This window comes from Streptomyces sp. NBC_00354 (assembly GCF_036106915.1).
Classification (GTDB): Bacteria; Actinomycetota; Actinomycetes; order Streptomycetales; family Streptomycetaceae; genus Streptomyces.
The window spans coordinates 590,383-611,975 of sequence record NZ_CP107983.1 but is presented as its reverse complement, the minus strand read 5'-3'; the positions used below and the strand labels follow the sequence as shown (position 1 = coordinate 611,975).

The window sequence follows — 21,593 nt, the reverse complement described above, 5'->3', positions numbered from 1 at the left end:
TCGCGGGCCGGAGCTCAGAGGTCCTCGCCGGACAACAGGGGTTCGAAGGCCGTGTAGGCGGCGAAGTCGCGGAAGTGGCGGGTATAGATCTCCGCGCCGTCGCCTAGCGGGTCCTCGGGTACCTCGGCGACGTCCACGAGCTGCCGGAACGTCCAGGTGATCAGCTCGCCCTTCTCGTTCCGGTAGCTCGCCTCGAGGGCTTCGCCGTGGGCCCGGGCCTTGGACCTGGCCTCGTCCTCGGTCCGGGCCGACAGCAGGACGAAGCTCTCCCGGTACAGGGGCGCCTGCCCGCCGGCCGTGGCCGTGGCGACACAGACCAGCACTGCGACGTAAGTCCTCATCGGCGCACGCTACTTCTTGAACCGGTTGTCGTTCAGCAGTTTCCACGCCGTCTGGCAGGACTTGAGCCCGCACCCCCGGATGTACCCGAGCGAATCCCCGTAGTGCTCCCCGGGGAACGCCTGCCGGATGGACCCCTTGCGGCACCGCGAGATGAAGTTGTTCGCGATCTCGCCCAGGTTGTCGCTCGCCACGCAGGCATCCGACGGCTGCACCGGTACGGCGGCGAGGCCGGCCGCCGGTACCCCGAGCAGGACGCCGCACGTGAGGACGAGCGCGCTCGCACCGCGCGCCAAGGTCCGGGTGATCCCCATGGGTCAGCAGCCCGCGAGCTTGCCGTAGGCGATCCAGACCTCGCCCTTGCTGTTGATGCTCACGTTGCCGGTCTTGTGCAGTCCGGTGTACTTCCCGCGGTACTTCCTGAGCTGCCCGAACTGCGATTCCAGGGACAGGTAAGGGGAGTCGGGCCGCCAGTCGCCGGAGAACTCGGCGTAGACCCCGTCGGTTCCGTCCGTGCCGCTCGCCCAGCAGGCGCGATCGCCCGAGTAGAGAACCAGGTTGCCGTCGTACTGCATGTCCAGGCGATAGCCGCCGTTGCTGATGCACTGCCCGGGGATCAGCTTGTCCGTGAACGCCGTTCCGATGTTGCGGCACGCCGCCGCCTGCTCCGTCGCGGCGGAGACCTGCCCGGCCGACACGGTTGCCGCCGCCAGCAGGCTCACCACCGCGCACGTCAGTGCACGGGTCGTATTCCTGACCGTCTTCATGGGACGCACCCCTCTACGCATGATCACTTCCATCGGCGATCACGAAAGGTAGCAGTCTCACTACGGGAAGTCACAACCCGTGGCGCTCCGTTGACGCGTCCCGGACCCTCCCCCTCACCGTGGTGCCGAGCCACTCGGCGCCGACGAGCAGTTCGGCCGAGCGGAGTGCGGTGGAGGCGTTCCGCTGGCCCATCAGGATGCACAGGGTGTAGGTGGCGTCGTCGAGCTCGCCCCGCACGGCGAGGTCGTGCGGCGCGGCCAGGGCGCGGCGGCGCAGGCCGCGGTGCCGCTTCAGCAACTCGCCGATGGTCTGCGGATCGGGGAGCAGTCGCGTGTACGGCTGCGCCACGGGCGGGGCGGTGGCGGACCTGGCCCCGTCCATCGCGGCCTTCAGGGCCGTGCCGAGCGAAGCCGGCAGTGCGCGGCAGCCGCCCAGGGCGAGCACGGCCTCGGCCGTCTCGAGCAGGGCGACTCCGGCGGCCCGCGCCGTGTCCGCCAGGATCCGGCGCGCGGTGTCGGAGCCGCACGGCACCACCGCCATCAGGACGGTCACGGCCTGCTCCGTGGCGGCGTGCTCGGGTGTTGTCTCGCTCATCCGCGTGGTTCCTCCGGCTGCTGGGTCGGCTTGCGCACGCTGTGCGCGTCGTTGCCTGGGATGGGGCACGGCCTCGTACGCCGAAAGGTTCGGATCCCGCCGGGGAAGATGCCGCGGCCCGGCCGCCCGGCCCCACGACCCGTGCCCGGACCGGGCGTCCGCCGCTCCTCGCGCTCCGCGGGACCCGCGGGACCCGCGGGACCCGCGGGACCCGCGCCCGTCAGCCGAGGTGGGCGGCGCCGTAGGCTGGCGGCAGGCAGCCCCTGCCGACTCCTCCCGGAAGGACGTACGTGATGAGTGCGAAGGCCCGCAAGCTGTTCGAGGCGCTCGATCTCAACCATGACGGCACCCTGACCCGCCTGGAAGTGATCACCGCCCTGCGGACGAAGGGCCCGACCCTGGCCGCCAACGGCGACCTGCCGTTCTGGGGCCTGGGTGACATCGACGCCTCGTCCGCGCTCTTCGACGCCGCCGACAAGAACGGCGACAACGTGCTGACGTTCGAGGAGTTCGCCCAGGAGGTCGACCGCCGCTTCGGCTGGTAGCCCCTGCGAGCCGGCGATGGCGGCTACGCCGTCTGCCTGTCGGCGTCCGGGCCCGGGCCGGACGCTTCGGCGGCGGCGAGCGTGGCGGCCCGCCGGTTGAGGACGACGGTGGCCGCGGCCGCGCTGAGCGTGAAGGCCATCACCACCGTGGCCGGCCGGTCCAGCCGGTGCCGGGTGAGATGGTCGAGCGAGAAGCAGCCGGGCCCGGAAAGGCCGAGGCAGGCCGCGACGAAGCCGAGGAAGGCCGGGTACTCGAAGCCGCCGCCCTGGGCGAAGAATCCGGCAGGTGCGTGCACCGCGGCGGCGCCGGCCATGGCGCCCGCCGCGGCGGCGCCGGCCGCCGGGGTCGCAAGCCCCAGCGCGAGAAGCGCGCCGCCGCCGGCCTCGCCGAGCCCGGCTGCGATCGCGCTCTCCCGTCCCGGGGTGAATCCCATATGCTCCATGCCCCGGGCCGTGCCCTCGATACCGGCTCCGCCGAACCAGCCGAAGAGCTTCTGCGCTCCGTGTGCGATCAGCACACCGCCTGCTCCCAGGCGCAGGGCGAGCAGTCCGAGATCCTTGCGATGGGTGAGCGGCATGAGGACAGACCTTTCCTTGGGCGCGGTCGCCACGACCTGGTACGTGCGGGGTGGTGCGTGTCAGCTGGTCTCAAGCTTCACGTGAGCGCACCGCGTGCGCATGCGGTGTGCCGCCACCGGCGCGTTCTGCACCCCTTCCGGACGCGAGGAAGCCGGTGACGGCCGCGGTGAAGGCGTGCGGATCGTCCAGCCAGGGGTAGTGGCCGGCGTACGGCTGGATGGTCGGCCGGGCGTCCGGGAAGAGCACCGCCGCCCGGGGTGGTCGGCTGCAGACGGGCTCGTCGGCGTCGAACGGTTCTCGATCAGCTGTCTTCCATCGCCGCATCGCAGGAGGAGCACACCAGGCTCGCCTCCTGCGGCGGGTACCACGGGGAGCCCGGCTGCCCGGACGGGGTCCAGCGGGCCGGTTCCATCGCGAACGTGTCCTTGCCGCAGAGCGTGCGCGGCCCCGGCTCGGTGGTCGTGCCCGGCGCCGCAGGCGCAGCATGCACCTGGCGGACGGGTACCTCGGCGCCCGGGGCCGACCCCTTGCCGGCTCGGGCCGGCGCCGGCCTGTCGAGCTCGTGCACCACGATGATCCCGCTCATACCTCGACGGTAGGCGACCGTCCGGGAACCCGCTCCCTCGAGGCGGAGCGGACCCGTCCGGGTGCCCGGCCCTCTCCGCGGAGGGGCCAACCCGGAGCGGACCCGTCCGGGTGCCCGGCCCTCTCCGCGGAGGGGCCAACCGAGCGTAAGACATACAAAAGGCTATGCATTTCATTGCCTTCGAGGCTTTCACGCCATATGTTCCCGACGGATTCGAGCCTGGTCCCTCGGACGGCCGGGCAGCTGTGACCACTCCCACCGGAGGCCTGAATGCCTTGTCGTAAGTCACTCACCCTGCTGACCGCAGCCGCGCTGCTCTCCAGCGGATCCCCGGCAGCGGCCGCCGACGCGCCCGGGGCCACCTGCTTCGGCCGCGCGGCGACCATTACCGGGGCAGGCACGATCGTCGGGACGGAGGGCGACGACGTCATCATCGGGTCGGCGGGTGCGGACACCATCGACGGGCTCGGCGGGGACGACCTGATCTGCGGCCTGGCCGGCAACGACACGATCGCCGGAGGCCTGGGCAACGACCGATTGGACGGCGGCGAAGGCGCGGACCTCCTGCGCGGCGACCTGATCGCCACCGGAGCCTCCGTCGCCGGTGGGGGCGACGACGTCCTCTTCGGCGGGCCGGGTGACGACCGCATGGGCGGGGACAGCATGGCCTTCGGCTCCAGCGCGTCCGGCGGAGGCAACGACGTCCTGTTCGGCGAGGACGGGAACGACGCCATCATCGGCGACAGCCGCGGCGGCATCAACGCGACGGGCGGCGGCAAGGACGTCATCGACGGTGGGCCTGGTGACGACAGCATCACCGGCGACTCGTCCGCCGAGGCCAGCGCGGCCGGCCACGGCGCCGACGTACTCATGGGCGGGCCCGGCGCCGATGCCATCATCGGCGACAGCAACTCGGGTCACGCCGCGCACGGGAGGGGCGAGAACGGGGTGGCCGCGAAGCCGGCCCGGCCGGGCCGCGAGAGCCGCCCGACCTCGTCGGCGAAGCCCGCTCAGAGCGCGCCGGCACCGCTCTCACCGGCGGACGAGGCGGCAAGCGGTAACGACGTGATGGACGGGGGCGACGACGTGAAGGACACCTGCGACGGCAATGACGGAAGCGACGTGGCCGTCCGCTGCGAGACCACGACCAACGTCCCGTAGCGGACGGCGCTCACGGCTCGCCGCGCGGCTCAGCGGATGCCGTACCGCGCGGCGATGCCGTCGATGACGATCTGCAGGCCCTCTTCGAAGTGTTCGTCGTACTCCTGGAAGAGGTGCGCACCGGCGGCCGCCGCGAGCGGGTAGTCGGCCAGGCGCTCGCTGCGCTCCGCCACGTCGTAGCCGTCCCGGCGCTCGCCCGGGACGGGGTGGACGCCCTGTTCCTCGATCACGAAACCGAGCGTGTACGAGAACGCGGTCGTCATGGCGCGTACGGCCTGCGGCAGCTCGAACCCCTGGGCCAGCAGGGCCCGCAGATAGGCCTCGGACTGTTCCGCGTGCTCGGTTCCGGTGAAGCGTGACCCGGTGAACACGCGGGCTCCGTCGCGATAGGCGAGCAGGGCGCGGCGCAGACCGTGATTGGCGACCAGCATCCTCTCGCGCCACGGTGTCGAGGGGGCGTCCGCCCGGGGCTGCGCCGGGCTCGTGGCCATGCGCCGGAACATCTCGGTGGCCATCTCGTCGATCAGCTCTTGTTTGTTCTTGAAGTGCCAGTACAGCGCCGGCGCCTTCACGTCCAGCTCCTGCGCGATGGCGCGGAGCGTGAGCTTGTCGAGCCCACCCTTGTTGAGGAGCCGCAGCGCGGTCTCGGCGACGGTCAGGCGACTCAGCGGCGGGACTCGAGGGGGTGTCTGCTGCGGCTTGGCGTTCATCGACTGCCTGTCTCCCGGGGCGGTGCACTCGTTCGAGGGTTGACAGCTTAACAACGTTAAGGGCACTCTTGCGATACGAGCCTCCTTAACGTTGTTAAGGAGAAGTCTCGCTATGTGAATGGGGAGATCGATGACGCAGCACGAGCACGAGCACGAGAGTCGGCGCGAGCACGAGGCCGGGCAGCAGCGGGGCGCCGCCGTGGGGATCGCGGCCCTGGGGGGCCGGCGCAGCGATGTCCTGATCGTGGGCGCCGGCCCCACCGGCCTGGTTCTGGCCTGTGACCTCGCCCGGCGCGGCGTGCGCGCGCTGGTCGTCGAGCGGTCGGCGGAACTGTTCCCCGGTTCCCGCGGCAAGGGCATCCAGCCGCGGACCCTGGAGGTCTTCCACGACCTGGGCATCCTCGAGGAGATCATGAAGTGGGGCGGCCACGCACCGATCGGCATGACGTGGCAGGGCGGCACCCGTGCGGGCGAGTACCGCATGTTCGACGGCGCCGAGCCGACCGAGGACGCGCCCTATACGGGGCCCTGGATCCTGCCCCAGTGGCGCACCCAGCGGATCCTGCTCGACCGGCTCCGCGAACTGGGCGGTGACGTCGTGTTCGGGGTCGAGCTGACCGGGCTCACCCAGGACGCCGAGGCCGTCACGGCCACGCTCATACCGACGGAAGGCGGGAGTCCGGTGACCGTCCGCGCGGCGTACGCCGTCGCTGCCGACGGCGGCCGGTCCACGGTCCGCCGGCTCGTCGGCATCAAGATGACCGGCGAGCGCGTCGACCCCGCCCCGATGCTCGTGGCCGACGTGGTCATCCCGACGCTCGACCGGGAGAACTGGCACATCTTCCCGCCCGCCGCGGACGGTACGGGCTTCGCGGCCCTGTGTCCTTTGCCGCATTCGCGGGAATTCCAGTTCGTCGCACAGCCGGCGCCGGTCGGCAACGAGATCGCGGCGGAGGATGTGCGGGCTCTGGTTGCCGCATTCACCCATATACCGGCCGAGGAGGTCAGCGAGGTTCGCTGGGCATCGGACTTCACCGTGAACGCCGCCCTCGCCGATCGCTTCCGTGACGGCAGGGTCTTCCTCGCAGGCGATGCCGCCCACATCCACTCGCCGGCAGGCGGCCAGGGACTCAACACCAGCGTCCAGGACGCCTACAACCTGGGCTGGAAGCTCGCCGCCGTTCTGCGTGACGGAGCCCCCGAGGCGCTGCTGGACACGTATGAGGAGGAGCGCCTTCCCAACGCCGCCGCCATGCTGGGGCTGTCCACCCGCATCCACCGTGGCGAGGAGCGGCGTGGCGCCGCCACCCGCCAACTCGGCCTCGACCAGCGGGACTCGTCGCTCACCTGCGAGACACGCACGGGTCTGGCCGAGGACGCCCTTACCGCCGGAGACCGTGCGCCCGATGGCAACCGCGACGGCGTGCGGCTCTTCGACCTCTACCGAGGCCCCCACTTCACCCTGCTCGCGGTCGACACCCCGCTGCCGGACCGACTGCCGCCCCTCCCGGGCCTGCGCACCGCACAGACAGGTCCGTACGAGGCGTACGGACGCGGCCTGTACCTGGTCCGCCCGGACGGTTACATAGCCTGGGCCGGCTCCGCCACCGACCCGGTCGAAGCCTCGGCCGACGACCTGCACGCCTGGGCGGCCCACGTTGCGCAGCCGGACCGGGTCGGGTCACACGGTTAGCGGTCGGCGGAGAGCGGCACGGGCTGCGTCCGCGTGCCAGGCACCGGGGGCAAGGATGTACGTCGTCGTCGTGGGTTTCCCTGGATTCCTCACAGTCCGGTGGTCAGGACGATCTTGCCGCTCGTGCGGCCGGACTGCGAGAGCTCGTGTGCCACGCCCGCCTTCGCGAGCGGCAGGATCTCCGCGATGTGCGGGCGCAGTTCACCCCGCGCGGCGAGCGCGGCGATCTCCCGCATACCGGCGTGATCGGCCTCCACCGCCATGAACACGGCCCGGAGCCCGAGTCGTTCCGCCTCCTCCGCGAGGGCGGCCTCGGCCGGCGAGGCCAGGGAGACCACGATGCCGCCGGGGCGCAGGGTGCGCAGCGAGCGCGGTCCGTATGCGCCGCCGATCGTGTCGAGGACGACGTCGACGTCCGTGACGGTCTCGGCGAAGTCGGCCGTGCGGTAGTCGACCACCTCGTCCGCGCCGAGGGAGCGGACGAACGCGTGCTTGGCCGCGCTCGCGGTGCCGATCACGTACGCGCCCCGGGCCTTGGCGATCTGGACGGCGAGGTGCCCGACGCCCCCGGCCGCCGCGTGCACCAGCACCCGCTGCCCGGGCTGCACGTCCGCGGTGTCCACCAGGGCCTGCCAGGCGGTGAGGCCGGCCAGCGGGAGGGCGGCGGCCTGGACGTGGTCGAGGCCGGCCGGCTTGTGGGCGAGGTGCCGGGCGGGGGAGGTCGCGTACTCGGCGTACGTGCCGGCCGGCACCGGGTGCCGGGGCATGCCGAACACCTCGTCGCCGGGGCGGAACAGGGTGACGCCGATACCGACGGCCTCGACGGTGCCCGACAGGTCCCAGCCGAGCCGGACGGGCGGTAGGCCGGTGCCGGCGAGGCCGCCGGTGGCGCGGTGCCAGACGTCGGTGGGGTTGACCGCTGCCGCGTGGATGCGTACGAGCACCTCGGCGGGACCGGGCTCGGGCCGGTCGGTCTCGGCGAGCCGGAGTACCTCCGGGCCGCCGAACGCGGTCTGGGTGATGGCCCGCATGCTGTGCGGAGCTGAGGTCTGGCGGGCCGTCTGTGCCGTCTGTGCTGCCTGTGTCGTCGTCATGCGATCAAGCGTGCCGGGCGGGATCCACGGGAACGAGTGGCCGGACTGCCACGATGTGAAAAGATCTGGCCATGGCTGTTGCGCTCGCACACCGGGTCGTCGTCCTCGCCCTCGACGGCGTCTACCCCTTCGAGATGACCATCCCCGTACGGATCTTCGGTACGGCCGAGGGCCCGGCCGGAGAACCCCTGTACGAGGTCCTGACCTGCAGCCTCGACGGGCGCCCGGTCCGCACCAGCGCCGACTTCGGTGTCACGGTGGAGCATGGCGCCGAAGTCGTCGCCACGGCGGACACCCTCGTCATCCCGCCCTTCATCTGCGGCCCCGGCGCGGACGGCAACGACCCCGCCGCAATGGACTGGCTGCCCAGTGAACTCGCCGAGACCCTCGCGCGGTTGCCGGCCGGCGCGCGGATCGTCTCGATGTGCACGGCCTCGTACGTCCTGGCCACGGCCGGCCTGCTCGACGGCCGCCGGGCGACGACCCACTGGAACGAGGCGGAGCACTTCCAGCGCGCCTTCCCCCAGGTCGAGGTCGACGCGGACGTGCTGTTCGTGGACGGCGGCCAGGTCCTGACGGCCGCCGGGGTCGCCGCCGGAGTGGACCTCTGCCTGCACCTGCTGCGCCGCGACCACGGCAGCGCGGTGGCCAACCGGGTGGCCCGGCTGTGCGTCGTGCCGCCGTGGCGGGAGGGCGGCCAGGCGCAGTTCATCGAGCGGCCGGTGCCGGAGGCCTCGCAGGCGAGCACCGCTGCGACCCGCGACTGGGCTCTGGGCCGGCTGGGCCGGCCCATCGCGCTGGCGGAGCTGGCCCGGCACGCGGGGATGAGCGTGCGGACCTTCTCGCGACGGTTCCGCGACGAGGTCGGCATGACCCCGGGCCAGTGGCTGACCAGGCAGCGCATCGAGCACGCACGGCGGCTGCTGGAGGTGACCGACCTGCCCGTGGACCGGATCGCGGACGAGGCGGGACTGGGCACGGGCGCCTCGCTGCGGCGCCACATGGCGCAGGCGATCGGGGTGGCGCCGCTGGCCTACCGGCAGACCTTCCGCGCCAAGGCGAGCGAGGCGTACTGAGGTCTGCGCCGCCGGACCGCCTTCGCCCTGACGCCGCCGACTTGGAACGCAACCGCGCCGGCACCCGTCTACCTGACCGGCAAGGAACATGGCCGGCCGACATGGCCGGCCTGCCCCGTCCCCACCGACAGGAGCATGCCGTGTCCCTCTTACGCCGCCCGCGTGCGGCTGTGCTCGGCTTCGCCGTGGCCGCCGCTTTGCTCGCGTTCACGGCCTTCAGCGTCTACCGGGGCGCGGCGCCGGGCCTGCTGCCGGAGAGCAGTTGGGGCGCCTGGCGACAGGAAGAGGTCGCCAACTGGTCGGCGCACATCCGGGTCAACCGCTGGAGCCACGCCGCCGAAGCCGAGATCCACTGGGGCAAGGCCGAGCAGATCAGCCTCCGGGCGTACGGCGATGCGGACCACGGCACCTCCGGCATGATGAACACCACCTTCACCCTGACCCCCGACGGCAGGCTCACCGGCAGCCGACGCTGAGGCCCGCGTACCCGCTACGGACGGGCGTAGGGCCGGGTCATGATCTCCATGTTGTGGCCGTCCGGGTCGGCGAAGTACGCGCCGCGGCCGCCGAACAGGCGGTTGATGTGCCCGGGTTCGGTGTGGTGGGGGTCGGCGTAGTAGGTGACCCCGACCGCCTCCAGCCGGGCGATCATGGTGTCGAACCGCTCGTCGGGTACGAGGAACGCGTAGTGCTGCGGCTGGATCGGCTCGTCGGTCATCGCGTAGTAGTCGAGCGTCACGCCGTTGCCGAGGTCGACGGGCAGGAACGGCCCGAACGGAGCGCCGACCTCCAGTCCCAGGATCACGGCGAGGAACTCGGCCGACAGCTGCCGGTCCCTGGCATGCACGACGGTGTGGTTCAACTGGACGGCGTTCGGGTACTGCTGAGTGTTCTGCATGAGTGGTGTGTCTCCGGTTTCGGGATCCGCTGGAACGGCGCCACACGCGGGCGCCCGGGAACAAAACGCGGAAAAGCGGCGGGCCCCTGGCCCGCCCCGTGCTCACGCCGAGGCCGGAAACCCTACTCGTACATGGCTCAAGGCCGACCCGGCAGTCACACAGCCGACCTTAGTGATCACCACGGGCCGGGACAACCCCGTTTCCTCGCCACGCTCAACGGCGCGTTCTGGCCGCTGCGCGCACCCACCCGCGCTCCTGCAGGAGAAGGCGGGGCACCGCCCCCAGCCGCAGCGGACCCCACGCCACGAGTGCCGCCACGGCTGCCGACGCTCCCGTGACGGCCGCGAGCACGTAGGGCCAGGTGGGCGCGGTCCCGCTGGGCAGCACGATCACCAGCAGCCCCAGCATCGCCAGCCTCGCCCGGGTGTCCTCCAGCAGCCGCCAGGCGACCGCCGCGAGTGGCACCATCCCCCACAGCACGTACCAGGGCTGTACGACCGGAGCGGTCACCACCAGTCCCAGCAGCGCCATGCCGGTGGCGTACTCGGGACCCGTACGCGGGGCACGCCACGCGCAGAAGGCCACCGCGCACACGCCCAGCAGCATCCCCACCGACCGCGCGGCGGCGATCGCATCGGCCGCCGTACCCACGCCGAGCCCCTCGGCGAAGAGTCCGAGCACACGGCCCACGTCCGTGCTGGGCGAGAGCACCGTGTACACCTGCGTAGGGCCCTTCAGCGTCGACAGCCACCCCCAGCCCTGGCCGCACACACCCACGCCCAGCACCAGCGCCGCGAGGGCCACCAGCGAGATCCCTGCCGCCCGCGACCAGCCCGAACGCCGGTCCGGCCGCCCGCCGACGGACCACGCGGCGGCACACAGCAGAGCCACCGCGGCGGGAACCTTGACCAGCGCGGCCGACGTGAGGACGACGGTGCCCAGCACCCAGCGGCCCCGGCGGAAGGCCACCAGCCCCGCCACCATCAGCCCGATCATCAGCGCCTCGTTGTGGGCCCCGCCGACCAGATGCACCAGGGCCAGCGGGTTGAGCGCCGCCGCCCACAGCGCCCCGGCCTCCCCGATGCCCCACTCGGACGCGAGACGGCTCAAGCCCCACACGATCAGCCCCAGCCCCACGAGGGCCACCAGCCGCATCCCCAGCACCGCCGCCACCGTGTGGTGTTCGCCCGTGACGGCCACCACGGCCCGCGTCGCCGCGACGGCCAGCGGCCCGTAGGGCGCCGGTGCGTCCTGCCACATCTCCGGCACGTTGTCCGCCAGCGGACCGCCGAGCGCCGACGGCCCCAGCCGGTACACGTCCCAGCCCCGGCCCGCCAGCGCGCCCTGCGCGACATAGCTGTACGCGTCGTTGCTGAACAACAGCGGGCCCGGTACGAGGGGCAGAACCCAGGACCACAGCACGGAGCGCAGCTGTCTGCGGCCGACGGGCTCCCCGCTCCGCAGCAGCCCGCCCAGCCGCCACCAGGCGATCACGAGCAGCACCAGTCCGGCGTACGACGCCGCAGCTCCCAGCACCGTGTGGGCGGGGCTCCGCTGCGCCCACACCCCGTCGGGAACCCCGAACGGCAGTGCGCCGGCCGACCAGCTCCCGGCCGCCAGCAGCACCGACCCGAGCGTTCCGAGCAGCCGGCAACCCCGGACCGTGACCCCCACCTCAGCCATGGCGGCAGCCTAGGGCGGACGTGGTCGGTGATCGGCCTGCGACAGGCGTCGGGGGAGTGAACTTCGGGGGTTTTTCCGCCCTTGCACCGGTCGGCTCCGCATGAGGGCGCCGGCTCCGCCGCGCTCAGTGGGTCATGCCGAGGGGCCGAGACGGACGGGCAGGGTCCGGTGGCCGTTGCTGATCAGGGAGGCGACGGGCAGCAGCTCTTCGGCGGGAACCACCAGTTCGAGGTCCGGGAAGCGGTCGAAGAGGGCCTCGAGCGCGGCCGCGACCTCGAGCCGGGCCAGCGGGGCGCCGAGGCAGAAGTGGACGCCGTGCCCGAAGGCGAGGTGGTCCTTCGTGACCCTCGTGACGTCGAAGGCATCGGCATCCGGGCCGTGCCAGTCGGGATGCCGGTTGGCGGCGCCATACGAGGCGAGGATCGCCTCCCCCTTGGCGATGGTCCGTCCGTCGGGCAGGGGTATGTCCGCCAGGGCGAAGCGCATCGGCAGGTGCTTCACGGCCGGCTCGTGGCGCAGGGTCTCCTCGACGACGTCGTTCCAGCTGCTGCGGCCGGCGCGGACGTGGCCGAGCTGGTCCGGGTGTGTGAGCAGGGCGGTCACCGCCTGGTCGATGACGTTCACGGTCGTCTCGTACCCGGCACTGACCATCAGCAGCAGGGTGTCGCTCAGCTCGGCGTCGGAGAGTGCGGAGCCGTCCCCTTCCTCGTCACGGGCGGCGATGAGGAGGGAGGTCATGTCGTCGCCGGGCTCGGCGCGCTTGGCGGCGATGAGCTGCGCGAGGACTTCGTAGGCCCGTCCCGTGTTCGCGGCGGCCTGTTCGGGGGTGAGGGTCGTGTCGAAGAACCTGTCCACCACGGTACGGAAGTCACTGCGCTGCTCCTCGGGGAGGCCCATGAGGTGGGCTATGACCGCGATGGGCAGCGGGTAGGCGAGCCGTTCGCGCAGGTCTGCCACCTCACCCGGCGGGAGGGCGGCGAGCTCGTCCAGGAGGCCGGCCACGATCGTCTCGACCGTGCCGCGGAGCAGGGAGACACGGCGTGCGCCGAACGCGGGAGCCACCATCCGCCGCAGCCGGCGGTGGTCGGCTCCGTACGCGGTGAACATGTTGTTCACGGCCACCCAGAGGGCGAGCGGCCACGTCTGTACGGCCTGTTCGAACTCGGGCCAGTGCGCGCGGGCGTCCTTGGACACGTCCGGGCTCGTCAGCAACTCCTTGAGGAGGGCCGGGTCGGTGACGGACCAGGCCGACACGCCGAGGACGTCGACGCGGGCTGCGGGCCCCTGGGCGCGCAGCAGCCGGTCCTCGGCATGCCGGTCGGCGCCTGCGGGGTCGAGGACGAGCGGGGCGGTGGGGCGATTCACGCGGGACTCCTTCGGGAGACGGTCGTGGCGGTGGGACGATCCTCCGCCTCCCGCACAACGCGCGTGGTGGACAAGGCGTTCCACGGGCGAGGGCAGCTGTCGACGCGGGCCGCGCCCGGTGCGGCGCATGTGACACGGATGCACCGGAGGGGGCCTTGAGAAGATCCTTTCGCCGCGGCCCGACGGCGTGGTGTGCGCTGGTTCCGACCGTGGAAGGTGACGATGTTCGCGATATCCCTGGGCGACGACGGCGCGGAGCTGCGCCCGCTCGAACCCTGGCAGGCCGAGGAGTTCCTGGCCCACGTGGACCGAGGACGGGAGTTCATAGGGCAGTTCAACGGACTCCCCGACGTCGTCACGGACCTGGACTCCAGCCGGGCGCTCCTCCAGGCGTACGCGGAGAAGACCGCGGCCGACGCCGGGCGGCTCTACGGCATCCGGACCGACGGGAAGCTGGTCGGAGCGGTCCTCTTCCGCAGGTTCGACGTGGCGCAGGGCGTGGCCGAGGCGGGCTGCTGGCTGGAGCCGTCCGCGGTGGGCAAGGGGCTGGTGACCCGGGCCGTGCGCGCGATCACCGACTGGGCCGTCGAGGAGCGGGGCATCCACCGCGTGGAGTGGGTGGTCTCGGTCGGGAACGAGCCCAGCATCGCCGTGGCCCGGCGGCTCGGGATGACCAAGGACGGCGTGCTGCGGGAGAGTTACCTGTACCGCGGGAAGCGGCACGACGAGGAGGTCTGGTCGGTCCTCGCCCCGGAATGGCGAGCGCACCGGGCACACCGGGCGGACCGGCCACACCGGGCGGAAGGCTGAACGTCCCCCGGCACGGGCCGTCGCCGGGAGACGTCCACGAGCTGCCCTCCCGTCAGGTGATCTGCCACCGCTGGTAGCCCGAACCGGAACTCGGCTGCTGCGTGACCAGGGCGCCGTCCGTACCCGATGCGGTGGTCAGCAGGAGCGTGCTCTTCCTGTTGGCCACCGCGTACTCGCCCCCGCCGAGGGCGGTGATCAGCCAGCGCTGGCTGTCGCCGCCGCTGCACGTGGCCTGGACGACGGCTGCACCGGGCGCGGTGGACCCGCCCGAGACGTCCGCGCAGAGCCTGGACGAGCCGTTGACCATGGAGTAGGAGCCGTCGGCGTCGAGTGCCAGTTGCCACTGCTGGTTGGGGCCCCCGTGGGGTGTCCAGGTGATCAGCTGAGTGCCGGAGGCGCTGGAACTCGCCGGGTCGTCGAGGGCCTTGCCGGCTGCGCCCAGGGTCCGGGTGCCGCTCAACTGGCCCCCGTACACCTCGAACTCGTACAGCGAATAGCCGTACGCGGTGCCGCGCCGGGTTCCGTACACGCGGATGTAGCGGCCGGATCCGGACAGGCCGGTGAGCTCCTGCACCCCGCCCGCGCCGGTCGTGGTGGAGTGCACCGTGCGCCAGGTGGTCGCGTCGTCGGAGAGCTGGATCTGGAAGGCCTTTCCGTACGCCGCCTCCCAGCGCAGCACCACCCGGCTCACGGCCTGGCTCGAGCCGAGGTCCACCTGGAGCCACTGCGGGTCGCTGTAGGCGCTGGACCAGCGGGTTCCGGGGTCGCCGTCGGTGGCCGAGGAGGCCGGGAAGTTGGCGGTCTCGGTGCTGGAGGCGGTGGTCGGCCGGTTGCGGGCGAGGTTGCCGGGCTGGGCGAGGCCCGGCCAGGCGGGGTTGTGTCCGACCGCAGCCGCGATGGGGGTGAAGTCGGCGTACGCGCTCGCCGACTTCGGGGAACCCCAGGTCTGCTGGGCCAGGGCGCGCAGCGGGTACATGATGCCCGCCGCGATCTGGTCCTCCGTCTCGGCGGTCGGGTTGTCGCACCACACGTGGATCAGCGAGCCGGGGTTCTTCGAGGGGTCGGTGAGGGTGGCCCCGCCCTCGAAGCGGTCGGGGGTCCAGGTCTCGTACATCCACTTGGTGTCGGGTTTGGCGCCGCCGAGCACGTAATAGGTCGGAGTCCAGGACTCGTTGGCCACGGTGTGGCCGGCCGCGGCCAGTTGCTGCGGGGTGAGCCCGTAGCTGTACCAGTACTCGACGAGGATGCCCGCGTGCGGAGTGACGGTCCCGTCCCCGGCCTTGATGCCGTCGTTCCACATCCGGGTGGTCTTGCCGGCCGCCCGGACCAGGTCGTCGGCCCAGTTCACGAACCCGTAGTAGGTGTCCTTGGCGGTGGCGCCCGCTCCGTAGTGGGCGCGGGCATAGCTGAGCAGCTGCGGGTACTTGGCGTAGTCGGTGACGTATTCGTCCGCGCCGATGTGCCAGTACGGGGCCGGGAACAAGGGCAGGTACTCGTTCACCAGATCCTTGATCAGGGTGTACGAGGCCGGCAGTGACAGGTCGATGAAATCGGGGCTGGCCGTGCCGGAGCTGTTCTTGAGCCTGAGCTCGGGGTGGGCGCCCAGGACGGCGTTCATGTGCCCCGGGGTGTCGATCTCGGGAACGATCGTGACGTGGTACTTCTGCCCGAGCGCGACCAGGTCGGCGATGTCCTGCTTGGAGTAGTGGTCGGCGGAGACGATCTCCGGGTGGGTGGAGCTCTCGAGGCGGAAGCCGAACGTGTCCGACAGGTGGAAGTGGAAGTAGTTGAGCTTGAGGTAGGCCAGCTCCTTGATGTGCTGCCTGACCCAGTCGACGGTGAAGAACTTCCGGCCCTGGTCGATCATGAGCCCGCGCTCCGCCTTGGTGGGCCAGTCCACCGCGGTGCCGGCGGGCACCGAGAGCGACTGGTGCAGGAGCTGGAGCACGGTACGGGTGCCGTAGAACGCGCCGGTGTCGGTCGCGGCCCGGATGCCGACGGACTGACCGACGGTCAGCCGGTAGCCCTCGGCGGGCAGGCCGGGGTCACCGAGGCTCAGTGCGATGTCGCCGGGGGCTGCGCTCCCGGTGACGACGGCGACGGGACGCCCGGCCAGCGCGCCCAGATCCTCGGCGAGTGTGGCGGCCTCGTCGGAGAGCTGGGCGGTGTAGGCGGGGTCGACGACGATACGGCCGGCGGTGGTGAAGGCGTACGTACCGGTCCCGGCCGTCCACTGCCGCAGCGCCGGGACGGTCCGGGGCGGCCCGGCGGCGGCCTGTGCGGGCACGGGTCCGGCGGCGGCGACACCGGGTAAGGAGAGCGCGGCCACCGCGCAGACGGCGGCGATCAGCAATCTGAGCAGACGCATGGCAAGTCCCCAAGTCGTGGGAGGGAAGGGGAGTTCAGAGAGTCGGCCAAAGTGCAGCCAAAGTGCAGCGCAGTGCGGGATGCATGTCAATACCTGCTCGAAACCCCGTCCCACCGAGCAGGATCACGCATCCGCACGGGCAGCCCTGACGGGTCAGCAGCGGCGATCAGCCGTGCGGAGCCCTCGCCGGCGTACCGCGGTGACCACCAGCACCAGGAGTACCGCGAGGCCGTACGCCGTGGCGCTCACCGCCTCGCGCGAGCCGAACACCTGGCCCGTGACGTACACGGCGGGGCCCGCGACGGCGATGCCCAGCCACTCCCAGCGTCCGTCCAGCGCCACGAGCGCGACCAGCAGCAGGGCGTACCACGAATAGCCCGGCGTGAGCAGCCCGAACGCCCACCCCGTCACCAACAGCGCGCCGCTCCACGGGCGTCGGGGATCCCCGCGCCACAGCACGTACGCGCACACGCCCGCCATCGCGGCGAGCAGCACCGGCAGCGCCCAGTCGTCCGGCAGCACCAACCGCAGCAGCGCATAGCGGGAACCGGCCGAGGCGTCCTCGTACCCCTCCTCCTCCACGTAGCCGCCGAGGTAGCCGAAGACGGAGCCGCGCGAGAGCAGGACGTACGGCACGTACGCGAGCGCAGTGAAGGCGGCAGCCGGCAGCAGCACGGCGACCGCATCGCGTACCCGGCGGACGCCCGACAGGGCGCCCGGGAGCACGATCGCGGGCATCAGCTTGGTGGCGACGGCGGTGCCGAGGACCAGCCCGCCGGCCGCCCGGCGCCCGAGGCGCTCCGCGGCCACGAGCCCGAGACCGGCCACGGCGAGCAGCACTCCCAGGACGTCGACGTGCGCATTGTTCACCGCCTCGATCGGGACGGCCGGGCACCATGCCCAGTACGCGGCCCTGCGCGGGTCCGTGCCCCGGCGGCGCAGGATCAGCAGCAGCGCGCCGGTCACGCCGAGGGACAGCACCCCGGCGCCGATCTGGAGCGGCTTGTGCCGGGCGCCTTCGGGGGAGAGCCGGTCGACGGCCAGGAAGTACGCCTCGGCGACCGGCGGATAAATGGTGTGCACGGCGGGCCGGTTGATCCGGGTGCAGTGCGGGGTGTCCCCGGTGTACGGGATCCGGGCCAGGTCCGGGCCGGTGCATGCGGCGGCGCCCGTGGGGAAGAGCCACGGATCGCGCAGCCGGGCCGGCTCGGCGTCCTGCGGAGCGTGGTCGTACGGGGAGATGCCCGCGGACTGGACCCGGCCGTCCCAGGCGTAGCGGTACGAGTCGGTGCTGGTCCGGGGCGCCGCCACCAGCCCCGCCGCCGCCACCGCGACGGCCCCCGCCAGCACCAGCGGCACGACGGCGGCGGCCGGGACCCGGCGCAGCGCGAGCACAGCGACCGCGAACAGCGCCCAGCAGGCCGCGTACCGCCAGGACAGTCCGGCGGGGTCGGTGAAGTAGCCGTCGTAGCGGATGGTCCACACGAGGGCGGCGACGAGGGCGGCGAGGGCGGAGAGGCCGAGGGCGGTACGCAGGTTCACAGCCGCAGCGTTCCAGGCAAAGGCCGTACATCGGGGTACGGCGCCGTTCATGTCCGTGTTTCGTAAGGAGTCCGAACCGCCTCCGTGAGCCTTGTCGGGGGTGTCATGGGTGCATGCGCTTCCCTCTGCGACTTCCTCCCGACCCGCCCGTCACCTTCAAGGCGCGGTTGCACGACGCCCGTACCGCGACCGCCGTCGGCCGCTGGCTCGGGCTCGCCTTCGCCGTGTGTTTCGCCACCGGTGTGCTCAGCCACTACTTCCAGCACCCGCCGGTGTGGCTCGCCGACCGGCTGCCGAGCCGCCCTTACTGGGGTTACCGGTTCACCCAGGGACTCCATGTGGTCTCCGGGATCGCGGCGATCCCGCTGCTGCTGGCGAAGCTGTGGGCGGTGTACCCGCGGCTGTTCGAATGGCCGCCGCTCAAGTCGGTGCGGCACGCGCTCGAGCGGGCCTCCGTGGCGGTGTTGGTGGCGGCCGGTGTGTTCGAGCTGTTCAGCGGGCTGCTCAACACCTTCCAGTGGTACCCCTGGCCCTTCTCCTTCGTACCCGTGCACTTCGCGCTGGCCTGGCTCCTGGTGGGCGCGCTGATGGTGCACATCGCCGTGAAGTGGCCGGAGATCCAAGCCCATTGGACCCGCCGCTCCCGGGGGACGCTCGCGCTGCCCGAGGCCGACGGCCCGGACCGGCGCGCGCTGCTGGTGGGCGTTGCGGCGGCGGTGGGGGCGGTGACGCTGACGACCGCCGGGCAGTCCGTGACCGCGCTCGGGCGGCTCGACCTGTTCGCCCCGCGCGATCCCGCCGTCGGACCGCAGGGGCTCCCTGTGAACCGTACGGCGAAGGCGGCCGGGGTCACCGCGGCCTCCGTACAGGACTGGCGGCTGACCGTCGCCGGCCCGCGCCCGTACACCCTCACCCTCGACGAACTGTGCGCGATGCCGCAGTACGAGGTGACGCTGCCGATCGCGTGCGTCGAGGGCTGGAGCAAGAACGCCCGGTGGACCGGGGTACGCGTGCGCGACCTGCTGGACCGGGCCGGAGGCGGCCCGGCCGCACGTGCCCGGGTGGAGTCGCTGGAGCCGGTCGGCGCGTACCGGGTGATGGAGATGGGCCGCGAGTACGCCCAGGACCCGCTCACCCTGCTGGCGCTGCGCCTGAACGGCGAGGAACTGTCCCCGGACCACGGCTACCCGGCGCGGATCATCGCCCCGAACCGCCCCGGTGTGCTCCAGACCAAGTGGGTCGGCCGACTGGAGGTGGCGTGATGGCGTACCGGTACCTGGTGGCGGGCCTCGGGCTGGCCCTGATGGGCCTGGGCGGCGCCCTGCTGATCGAGCAGCCCTCGCCCTGGCGGATCGCGCTGTGGCTCGCGGGCGCGGTCGTCGTGCACGACGGGCTGATCGCGCCCCTCCTGATCGCCGTCGCCGCGCTCACCGGCGCCCTCGGCCTGCGCCTGCACGGGATCCCGCGCGCGGCCCTGATCGTCGCGGGCTCCCTGACGGCGATCGCCCTCCCGCCGCTCCTGCGCCCGGGCGGCGCGGCCAACCCGACGGTCGTGCCGCTGGACTACCTGCGCAACTGGCTGCTCGCGATGGCGGCCGTCGCCGTGGCCGCGGGCCTGTGGGCCGGGACGCGCACGGCGCTGCGCGGCATGCGCCGACAGCCTTGAACGACGGGACATACGACATACGAGAGCGGCTGACGCGGATTCGCGTCAGCCGCTCTCGTATGTCGTATGTCCCGGTCTGCGGTCAGCGTCGCAGCTGCACGAACGCGCGGCCCGCGGCATGCCAGGTCACCGCTCGGGTCCAGCCCGCTTCGGCCGCTTCGACGCGGAGTGCACCGGTACCGAGCCGGGCCCACAGGAACGGTGCCCCGCGGCCGCCGTGACCGTCGTCGACGTGGACCTCGACGCGCTCGTCGACGTCCACGGTGGCCACCTCGACCAGCAGCGAGCCGCCGGGCGCCGCGAGCCGCGCGGCGCGGCGCAGCAGGGCGCCGGGGTCGCCCCCGATGCCGATGTTGCCGTCGATCAGCAGGACCGTGCCCCACCGGCCCTCGCTGGGCAGCGGGTCGAACACGGACCGGCACAGGGCGCTGCCGCCCGCGCGTACGGTACGGGCCACCGCCTCCGGGGTGACGTCCACGCCCAGCGCGGGGTGCCCGCGGAGGGCGAGGGCGGCGACCAGGCGGCCCGGTCCGCAGCCTATGTCCAGCACCGGGCCGTCGCAGCGGGACAGGACGGTGGCGTCGGCGGTGTCGGGCTCTGCGCACCAGCGCTCCACGTCCAGCGGCAGCAGCCAGCCGTCGCTGCGGCGCAGGTAGAGAGGGCCCTGGCCGGTGCGCAGGGCGTCGGAGTACGGATCGGCCCGCCAGGCCTGGGCGGCGGGCTCCGCCAGTTGCGCGGTCATCGGACGGCCGCGCACAGCTCGGTGTGCAGGGCGGCGAAGCGGGTCCCCGGCGCGGCGGCCGCGACCAGCGCCGCATCGTCCGGGGTGTCGACGTCGCGGAGCGCCGGCAGGTCCCGTACGGCCCGCCCGGACGCGGTCAGCCGCCGGCGCTGCACCTCCCCGGTGTGCGGTACGGACATGGGGACGCCGAGCAGCAGCGCCGGGTCGGGTTCGGCGAGTCCGAGGGCCCAGAATCCGCCGTCCAGGGCCGGGCCGAACCAGGCGCTGGTCCGGGTGAAGTCGAGGCCCTGGGCGAGGAGTTCCGGAGTGACCTGGGGGGTGTCCATGCCGATCAGGAGCGCGGGACCGTCGTACAGGCCGAAGGCCGCGGCCAGCCGGGCGTCGAGCCCGCCCGCGCACTGCGGAACCACCTCGATGCCGTCGGGCAGCCAGTGCCTCGGCGCCCCGTCGAGGTAGAGGACGCGCCGCCGGGCCGGCGTGGCGAGGACGGCGTCCAGGGTGTCCTGGAGCGCGGCGCGGGCCAGGGCGGCGGCCTGCTGCGGGGTGAAGTGCGGGGTCAGCCGCGTCTTGACCCGGCCTGGTACGGGGGCCTTGGCGACGACGAGGAGAGTGCCCTCGTCGTTGTCGTGGCTGCTCTCGAAAGTAGTCATGCGGAGACCCCGCCGGCCGGTGCGGACAGGGTGCCGGGCGCCTCGGTCAGCACCCGCTGCATGTCCCGTACCGCATGCCAGGTGCCCCGCCAGGTGCCGGTGACCTTCGACTTCCCGGAGCGCGGCAGGTACGGGACGTCCGTCTCGGCCACCCGCCAGCCTGCGTCGGCGGCACGTACGACCATCTGCAGCGGGTAGCCGCTGCGCCGGTCGGTCAGGTCCAGGCCCAGCAGTGCCTCGCGGCGCGCGACCCGCATCGGTCCGAGGTCGTGCAGCCGCAGTCCCGTACGGCGGCGCAGCATCCGCGCCAGCGCGAGGTTCCCGGCGCGGGCGTGCGCGGGCCACGCGCCGCGGCCCTGCGGGCGGCGCCGGCCGAGCAGCAGGTCGGCCTCGCCGGCCGCGACCCGCGCCGCCATGGGAGCGAGCAGGGCGGGGTCGAGGGAGGCGTCGCAGTCGCAGAAGCAGACGAGGTCGGCGCTCGCGGCGAGCAGTCCGGCGTGGCAGGCGGCGCCGAAGCCGCGCCGGGGTTCGCGCACCACGGTCGCCCCCAGGCTGCGGGCGATGTCGGCGGAGCCGTCGGTGGAGCCGTTGTCGACGACGATGGCCCGCCAGCCGGCCGGCACCCGCGCCAGCACCCAGGGGAGCGCCTCCGCCTCGTCGAGGCACGGCAGTACGAGGTCCGCCCGGGGCGGCACACAAGCAGAATCAGTCACGGTCCACACC

24 protein-coding genes are annotated in these 21,593 nt (G+C 72.7%); 8 read left to right on the top strand and 16 right to left on the bottom strand.

Translation table 11 applies throughout. From position 1 onward, the window contains the following. Positions 1 to 14: 14 nt before the first annotated feature. The 4 genes from OHT74_RS03030 to OHT74_RS03015 all read right to left on the bottom strand — a co-directional run bounded on the left by OHT74_RS03030 (position 15) and on the right by OHT74_RS03015 (position 1,701). Positions 15 to 341 (bottom strand): DUF4288 domain-containing protein, encoded by a 327-nt coding sequence (locus OHT74_RS03030; RefSeq protein WP_266660354.1) that lies wholly within the window; start codon positions 339 to 341, stop codon positions 15 to 17. A gap of 9 nt (positions 342 to 350) precedes the next feature. Then, positions 351 to 653, bottom strand: a complete 303-nt coding sequence (locus OHT74_RS03025; RefSeq protein ID WP_266660352.1) for a hypothetical protein — start codon at positions 651 to 653, stop codon at positions 351 to 353. Positions 654 to 656: 3 nt separating this feature from the next. After that, positions 657 to 1,106: a hypothetical protein gene (locus tag OHT74_RS03020; protein ID WP_328619214.1), complete on the bottom strand. Its 450-nt coding sequence runs from the start codon at positions 1,104 to 1,106 to the stop codon at positions 657 to 659. Positions 1,107 to 1,176: 70 nt separating this feature from the next. Then, positions 1,177 to 1,701: a DUF5133 domain-containing protein gene (locus OHT74_RS03015; RefSeq protein ID WP_266660348.1), complete on the bottom strand. Its 525-nt coding sequence runs from the start codon at positions 1,699 to 1,701 to the stop codon at positions 1,177 to 1,179. 293 nt (positions 1,702 to 1,994) lie between these two features. Here OHT74_RS03015 and OHT74_RS03010 point away from each other — a divergent pair, with 293 nt between their 5' ends. Continuing rightward, on the top strand, positions 1,995 to 2,246 hold the full coding sequence (locus OHT74_RS03010) for an EF-hand domain-containing protein (RefSeq protein WP_266660346.1): 252 nt from the start codon (positions 1,995 to 1,997) through the stop codon (positions 2,244 to 2,246). 23 nt (positions 2,247 to 2,269) lie between these two features. Here the strand turns inward: OHT74_RS03010 and OHT74_RS03005 are convergent, their stop codons facing one another. Further along, a complete protein-coding gene (locus tag OHT74_RS03005) occupies positions 2,270 to 2,824 on the bottom strand; it encodes a DoxX family membrane protein (protein ID WP_266999066.1) in 555 nt (184 codons plus the stop codon). 302 nt (positions 2,825 to 3,126) lie between these two features. After that, a complete protein-coding gene (locus OHT74_RS02995; protein ID WP_328619213.1) occupies positions 3,127 to 3,411 on the bottom strand; it encodes a hypothetical protein in 285 nt (94 codons plus the stop codon). Positions 3,412 to 3,681: 270 nt separating this feature from the next. Between OHT74_RS02995 and OHT74_RS02990 the strand changes: the two genes are divergently transcribed. Continuing rightward, positions 3,682 to 4,572: a calcium-binding protein gene (locus tag OHT74_RS02990; protein ID WP_328619212.1), complete on the top strand. Its 891-nt coding sequence runs from the start codon at positions 3,682 to 3,684 to the stop codon at positions 4,570 to 4,572. A 29-nt stretch (positions 4,573 to 4,601) separates the two neighbouring features. On the opposite strand, the gene OHT74_RS02985 is transcribed toward OHT74_RS02990, so the two are convergent. Next, positions 4,602 to 5,282, bottom strand: coding sequence for a TetR/AcrR family transcriptional regulator (locus tag OHT74_RS02985; RefSeq protein ID WP_328619211.1), 681 nt, complete (start codon positions 5,280 to 5,282; stop codon positions 4,602 to 4,604). A gap of 130 nt (positions 5,283 to 5,412) precedes the next feature. Between OHT74_RS02985 and OHT74_RS02980 the strand changes: the two genes are divergently transcribed. Then, on the top strand, positions 5,413 to 6,975 hold the full coding sequence (locus OHT74_RS02980; RefSeq protein ID WP_328619210.1) for an FAD-dependent monooxygenase: 1,563 nt from the start codon (positions 5,413 to 5,415) through the stop codon (positions 6,973 to 6,975). Positions 6,976 to 7,064: 89 nt separating this feature from the next. On the opposite strand, the gene OHT74_RS02975 is transcribed toward OHT74_RS02980, so the two are convergent. Then, positions 7,065 to 8,069: an NADP-dependent oxidoreductase gene (locus tag OHT74_RS02975; RefSeq protein ID WP_328619209.1), complete on the bottom strand. Its 1,005-nt coding sequence runs from the start codon at positions 8,067 to 8,069 to the stop codon at positions 7,065 to 7,067. 71 nt (positions 8,070 to 8,140) lie between these two features. Here OHT74_RS02975 and OHT74_RS02970 point away from each other — a divergent pair, with 71 nt between their 5' ends. Together OHT74_RS02970 and OHT74_RS02965 are read left to right on the top strand one after the other, a co-directional pair. Further along, positions 8,141 to 9,145, top strand: a complete 1,005-nt coding sequence (locus OHT74_RS02970; RefSeq protein WP_328619208.1) for a GlxA family transcriptional regulator — start codon at positions 8,141 to 8,143, stop codon at positions 9,143 to 9,145. Between the two features lie 140 nt (positions 9,146 to 9,285). Next, positions 9,286 to 9,621, top strand: coding sequence for a hypothetical protein (locus tag OHT74_RS02965; protein ID WP_266660328.1), 336 nt, complete (start codon positions 9,286 to 9,288; stop codon positions 9,619 to 9,621). Positions 9,622 to 9,635: 14 nt separating this feature from the next. Here the strand turns inward: OHT74_RS02965 and OHT74_RS02960 are convergent, their stop codons facing one another. The 3 genes from OHT74_RS02960 to OHT74_RS02950 form a co-directional block, all read right to left on the bottom strand. Next, a complete protein-coding gene (locus tag OHT74_RS02960; RefSeq protein WP_328619207.1) occupies positions 9,636 to 10,043 on the bottom strand; it encodes a VOC family protein in 408 nt (135 codons plus the stop codon). 214 nt (positions 10,044 to 10,257) lie between these two features. Continuing rightward, positions 10,258 to 11,727 carry a polyprenol phosphomannose-dependent alpha 1,6 mannosyltransferase MptB gene (mptB, locus tag OHT74_RS02955; RefSeq protein WP_328619206.1) on the bottom strand — a complete coding sequence of 490 codons (1,470 nt, stop codon included), beginning with the start codon at positions 11,725 to 11,727 and terminating at the stop codon, positions 10,258 to 10,260. Between the two features lie 132 nt (positions 11,728 to 11,859). Continuing rightward, on the bottom strand, positions 11,860 to 13,092 hold the full coding sequence (locus OHT74_RS02950) for a cytochrome P450 family protein (protein ID WP_328619205.1): 1,233 nt from the start codon (positions 13,090 to 13,092) through the stop codon (positions 11,860 to 11,862). A 222-nt stretch (positions 13,093 to 13,314) separates the two neighbouring features. Between OHT74_RS02950 and OHT74_RS02945 the strand changes: the two genes are divergently transcribed. Next, positions 13,315 to 13,902: a GNAT family N-acetyltransferase gene (locus tag OHT74_RS02945; RefSeq protein WP_328619204.1), complete on the top strand. Its 588-nt coding sequence runs from the start codon at positions 13,315 to 13,317 to the stop codon at positions 13,900 to 13,902. Between the two features lie 52 nt (positions 13,903 to 13,954). Here the strand turns inward: OHT74_RS02945 and OHT74_RS02940 are convergent, their stop codons facing one another. After that, positions 13,955 to 16,270: a family 20 glycosylhydrolase gene (locus OHT74_RS02940; RefSeq protein ID WP_328619203.1), complete on the bottom strand. Its 2,316-nt coding sequence runs from the start codon at positions 16,268 to 16,270 to the stop codon at positions 13,955 to 13,957. Positions 16,271 to 16,423: 153 nt separating this feature from the next. Further along, entirely contained in the window at positions 16,424 to 17,812 is a 1,389-nt protein-coding gene (locus tag OHT74_RS02935; protein ID WP_328619202.1) for a glycosyltransferase family 87 protein, read from the bottom strand. A gap of 113 nt (positions 17,813 to 17,925) precedes the next feature. Between OHT74_RS02935 and OHT74_RS02930 the strand changes: the two genes are divergently transcribed. Continuing rightward, on the top strand, positions 17,926 to 19,074 hold the full coding sequence (locus OHT74_RS02930; RefSeq protein ID WP_328619201.1) for a molybdopterin-dependent oxidoreductase: 1,149 nt from the start codon (positions 17,926 to 17,928) through the stop codon (positions 19,072 to 19,074). Then, positions 19,074 to 19,478, top strand: a complete 405-nt coding sequence (locus OHT74_RS02925) for a hypothetical protein (RefSeq protein WP_328619200.1) — start codon at positions 19,074 to 19,076, stop codon at positions 19,476 to 19,478. Before OHT74_RS02930 ends, OHT74_RS02925 begins: the two co-directional genes overlap by 1 nt. An 82-nt stretch (positions 19,479 to 19,560) precedes the next feature. Here OHT74_RS02925 and OHT74_RS02920 read toward each other — a convergent pair whose 3' ends face one another. The 3 genes from OHT74_RS02920 to OHT74_RS02910 are packed head-to-tail and all read right to left on the bottom strand — an operon-like array spanning position 19,561 to position 21,592. Next, positions 19,561 to 20,220, bottom strand: a complete 660-nt coding sequence (locus OHT74_RS02920) for a class I SAM-dependent methyltransferase (protein ID WP_266660310.1) — start codon at positions 20,218 to 20,220, stop codon at positions 19,561 to 19,563. Then, positions 20,217 to 20,870 (bottom strand): TIGR04282 family arsenosugar biosynthesis glycosyltransferase, encoded by a 654-nt coding sequence (locus OHT74_RS02915; RefSeq protein ID WP_328619199.1) that lies wholly within the window; start codon positions 20,868 to 20,870, stop codon positions 20,217 to 20,219. Before OHT74_RS02915 ends, OHT74_RS02920 begins: the two co-directional genes overlap by 4 nt. Further along, positions 20,867 to 21,592, bottom strand: coding sequence for a glycosyltransferase family 2 protein (locus tag OHT74_RS02910; RefSeq protein ID WP_328619198.1), 726 nt, complete (start codon positions 21,590 to 21,592; stop codon positions 20,867 to 20,869). The genes OHT74_RS02915 and OHT74_RS02910 overlap by 4 nt, the downstream gene beginning before the upstream one ends. Position 21,593 lies beyond the last annotated feature (1 nt).

Coding starts and splice junctions, on each gene's coding strand:
- OHT74_RS03030 (WP_266660354.1), bottom strand. CDS start 341: ATGAGGACTTACGTCGCAGTGCTGGTCTGTGTCGCCACGGCCACGGCC.
- OHT74_RS03025 (WP_266660352.1), bottom strand. CDS start 653: ATGGGGATCACCCGGACCTTGGCGCGCGGTGCGAGCGCGCTCGTCCTC.
- OHT74_RS03020 (WP_328619214.1), bottom strand. CDS start 1,106: ATGAAGACGGTCAGGAATACGACCCGTGCACTGACGTGCGCGGTGGTG.
- OHT74_RS03015 (WP_266660348.1), bottom strand. CDS start 1,701: ATGAGCGAGACAACACCCGAGCACGCCGCCACGGAGCAGGCCGTGACC.
- OHT74_RS03010 (WP_266660346.1), top strand. CDS start 1,995: ATGAGTGCGAAGGCCCGCAAGCTGTTCGAGGCGCTCGATCTCAACCAT.
- OHT74_RS03005 (WP_266999066.1), bottom strand. CDS start 2,824: ATGCCGCTCACCCATCGCAAGGATCTCGGACTGCTCGCCCTGCGCCTG.
- OHT74_RS02995 (WP_328619213.1), bottom strand. CDS start 3,411: ATGAGCGGGATCATCGTGGTGCACGAGCTCGACAGGCCGGCGCCGGCC.
- OHT74_RS02990 (WP_328619212.1), top strand. CDS start 3,682: ATGCCTTGTCGTAAGTCACTCACCCTGCTGACCGCAGCCGCGCTGCTC.
- OHT74_RS02985 (WP_328619211.1), bottom strand. CDS start 5,282: ATGAACGCCAAGCCGCAGCAGACACCCCCTCGAGTCCCGCCGCTGAGT.
- OHT74_RS02980 (WP_328619210.1), top strand. CDS start 5,413: ATGACGCAGCACGAGCACGAGCACGAGAGTCGGCGCGAGCACGAGGCC.
- OHT74_RS02975 (WP_328619209.1), bottom strand. CDS start 8,069: ATGACGACGACACAGGCAGCACAGACGGCACAGACGGCCCGCCAGACC.
- OHT74_RS02970 (WP_328619208.1), top strand. CDS start 8,141: ATGGCTGTTGCGCTCGCACACCGGGTCGTCGTCCTCGCCCTCGACGGC.
- OHT74_RS02960 (WP_328619207.1), bottom strand. CDS start 10,043: ATGCAGAACACTCAGCAGTACCCGAACGCCGTCCAGTTGAACCACACC.
- mptB (WP_328619206.1), bottom strand. CDS start 11,727: ATGGCTGAGGTGGGGGTCACGGTCCGGGGTTGCCGGCTGCTCGGAACG.
- OHT74_RS02945 (WP_328619204.1), top strand. CDS start 13,315: ATGTTCGCGATATCCCTGGGCGACGACGGCGCGGAGCTGCGCCCGCTC.
- OHT74_RS02940 (WP_328619203.1), bottom strand. CDS start 16,270: ATGCGTCTGCTCAGATTGCTGATCGCCGCCGTCTGCGCGGTGGCCGCG.
- OHT74_RS02930 (WP_328619201.1), top strand. CDS start 17,926: ATGCGCTTCCCTCTGCGACTTCCTCCCGACCCGCCCGTCACCTTCAAG.
- OHT74_RS02925 (WP_328619200.1), top strand. CDS start 19,074: ATGGCGTACCGGTACCTGGTGGCGGGCCTCGGGCTGGCCCTGATGGGC.
- OHT74_RS02920 (WP_266660310.1), bottom strand. CDS start 20,220: ATGACCGCGCAACTGGCGGAGCCCGCCGCCCAGGCCTGGCGGGCCGAT.
- OHT74_RS02915 (WP_328619199.1), bottom strand. CDS start 20,870: ATGACTACTTTCGAGAGCAGCCACGACAACGACGAGGGCACTCTCCTC.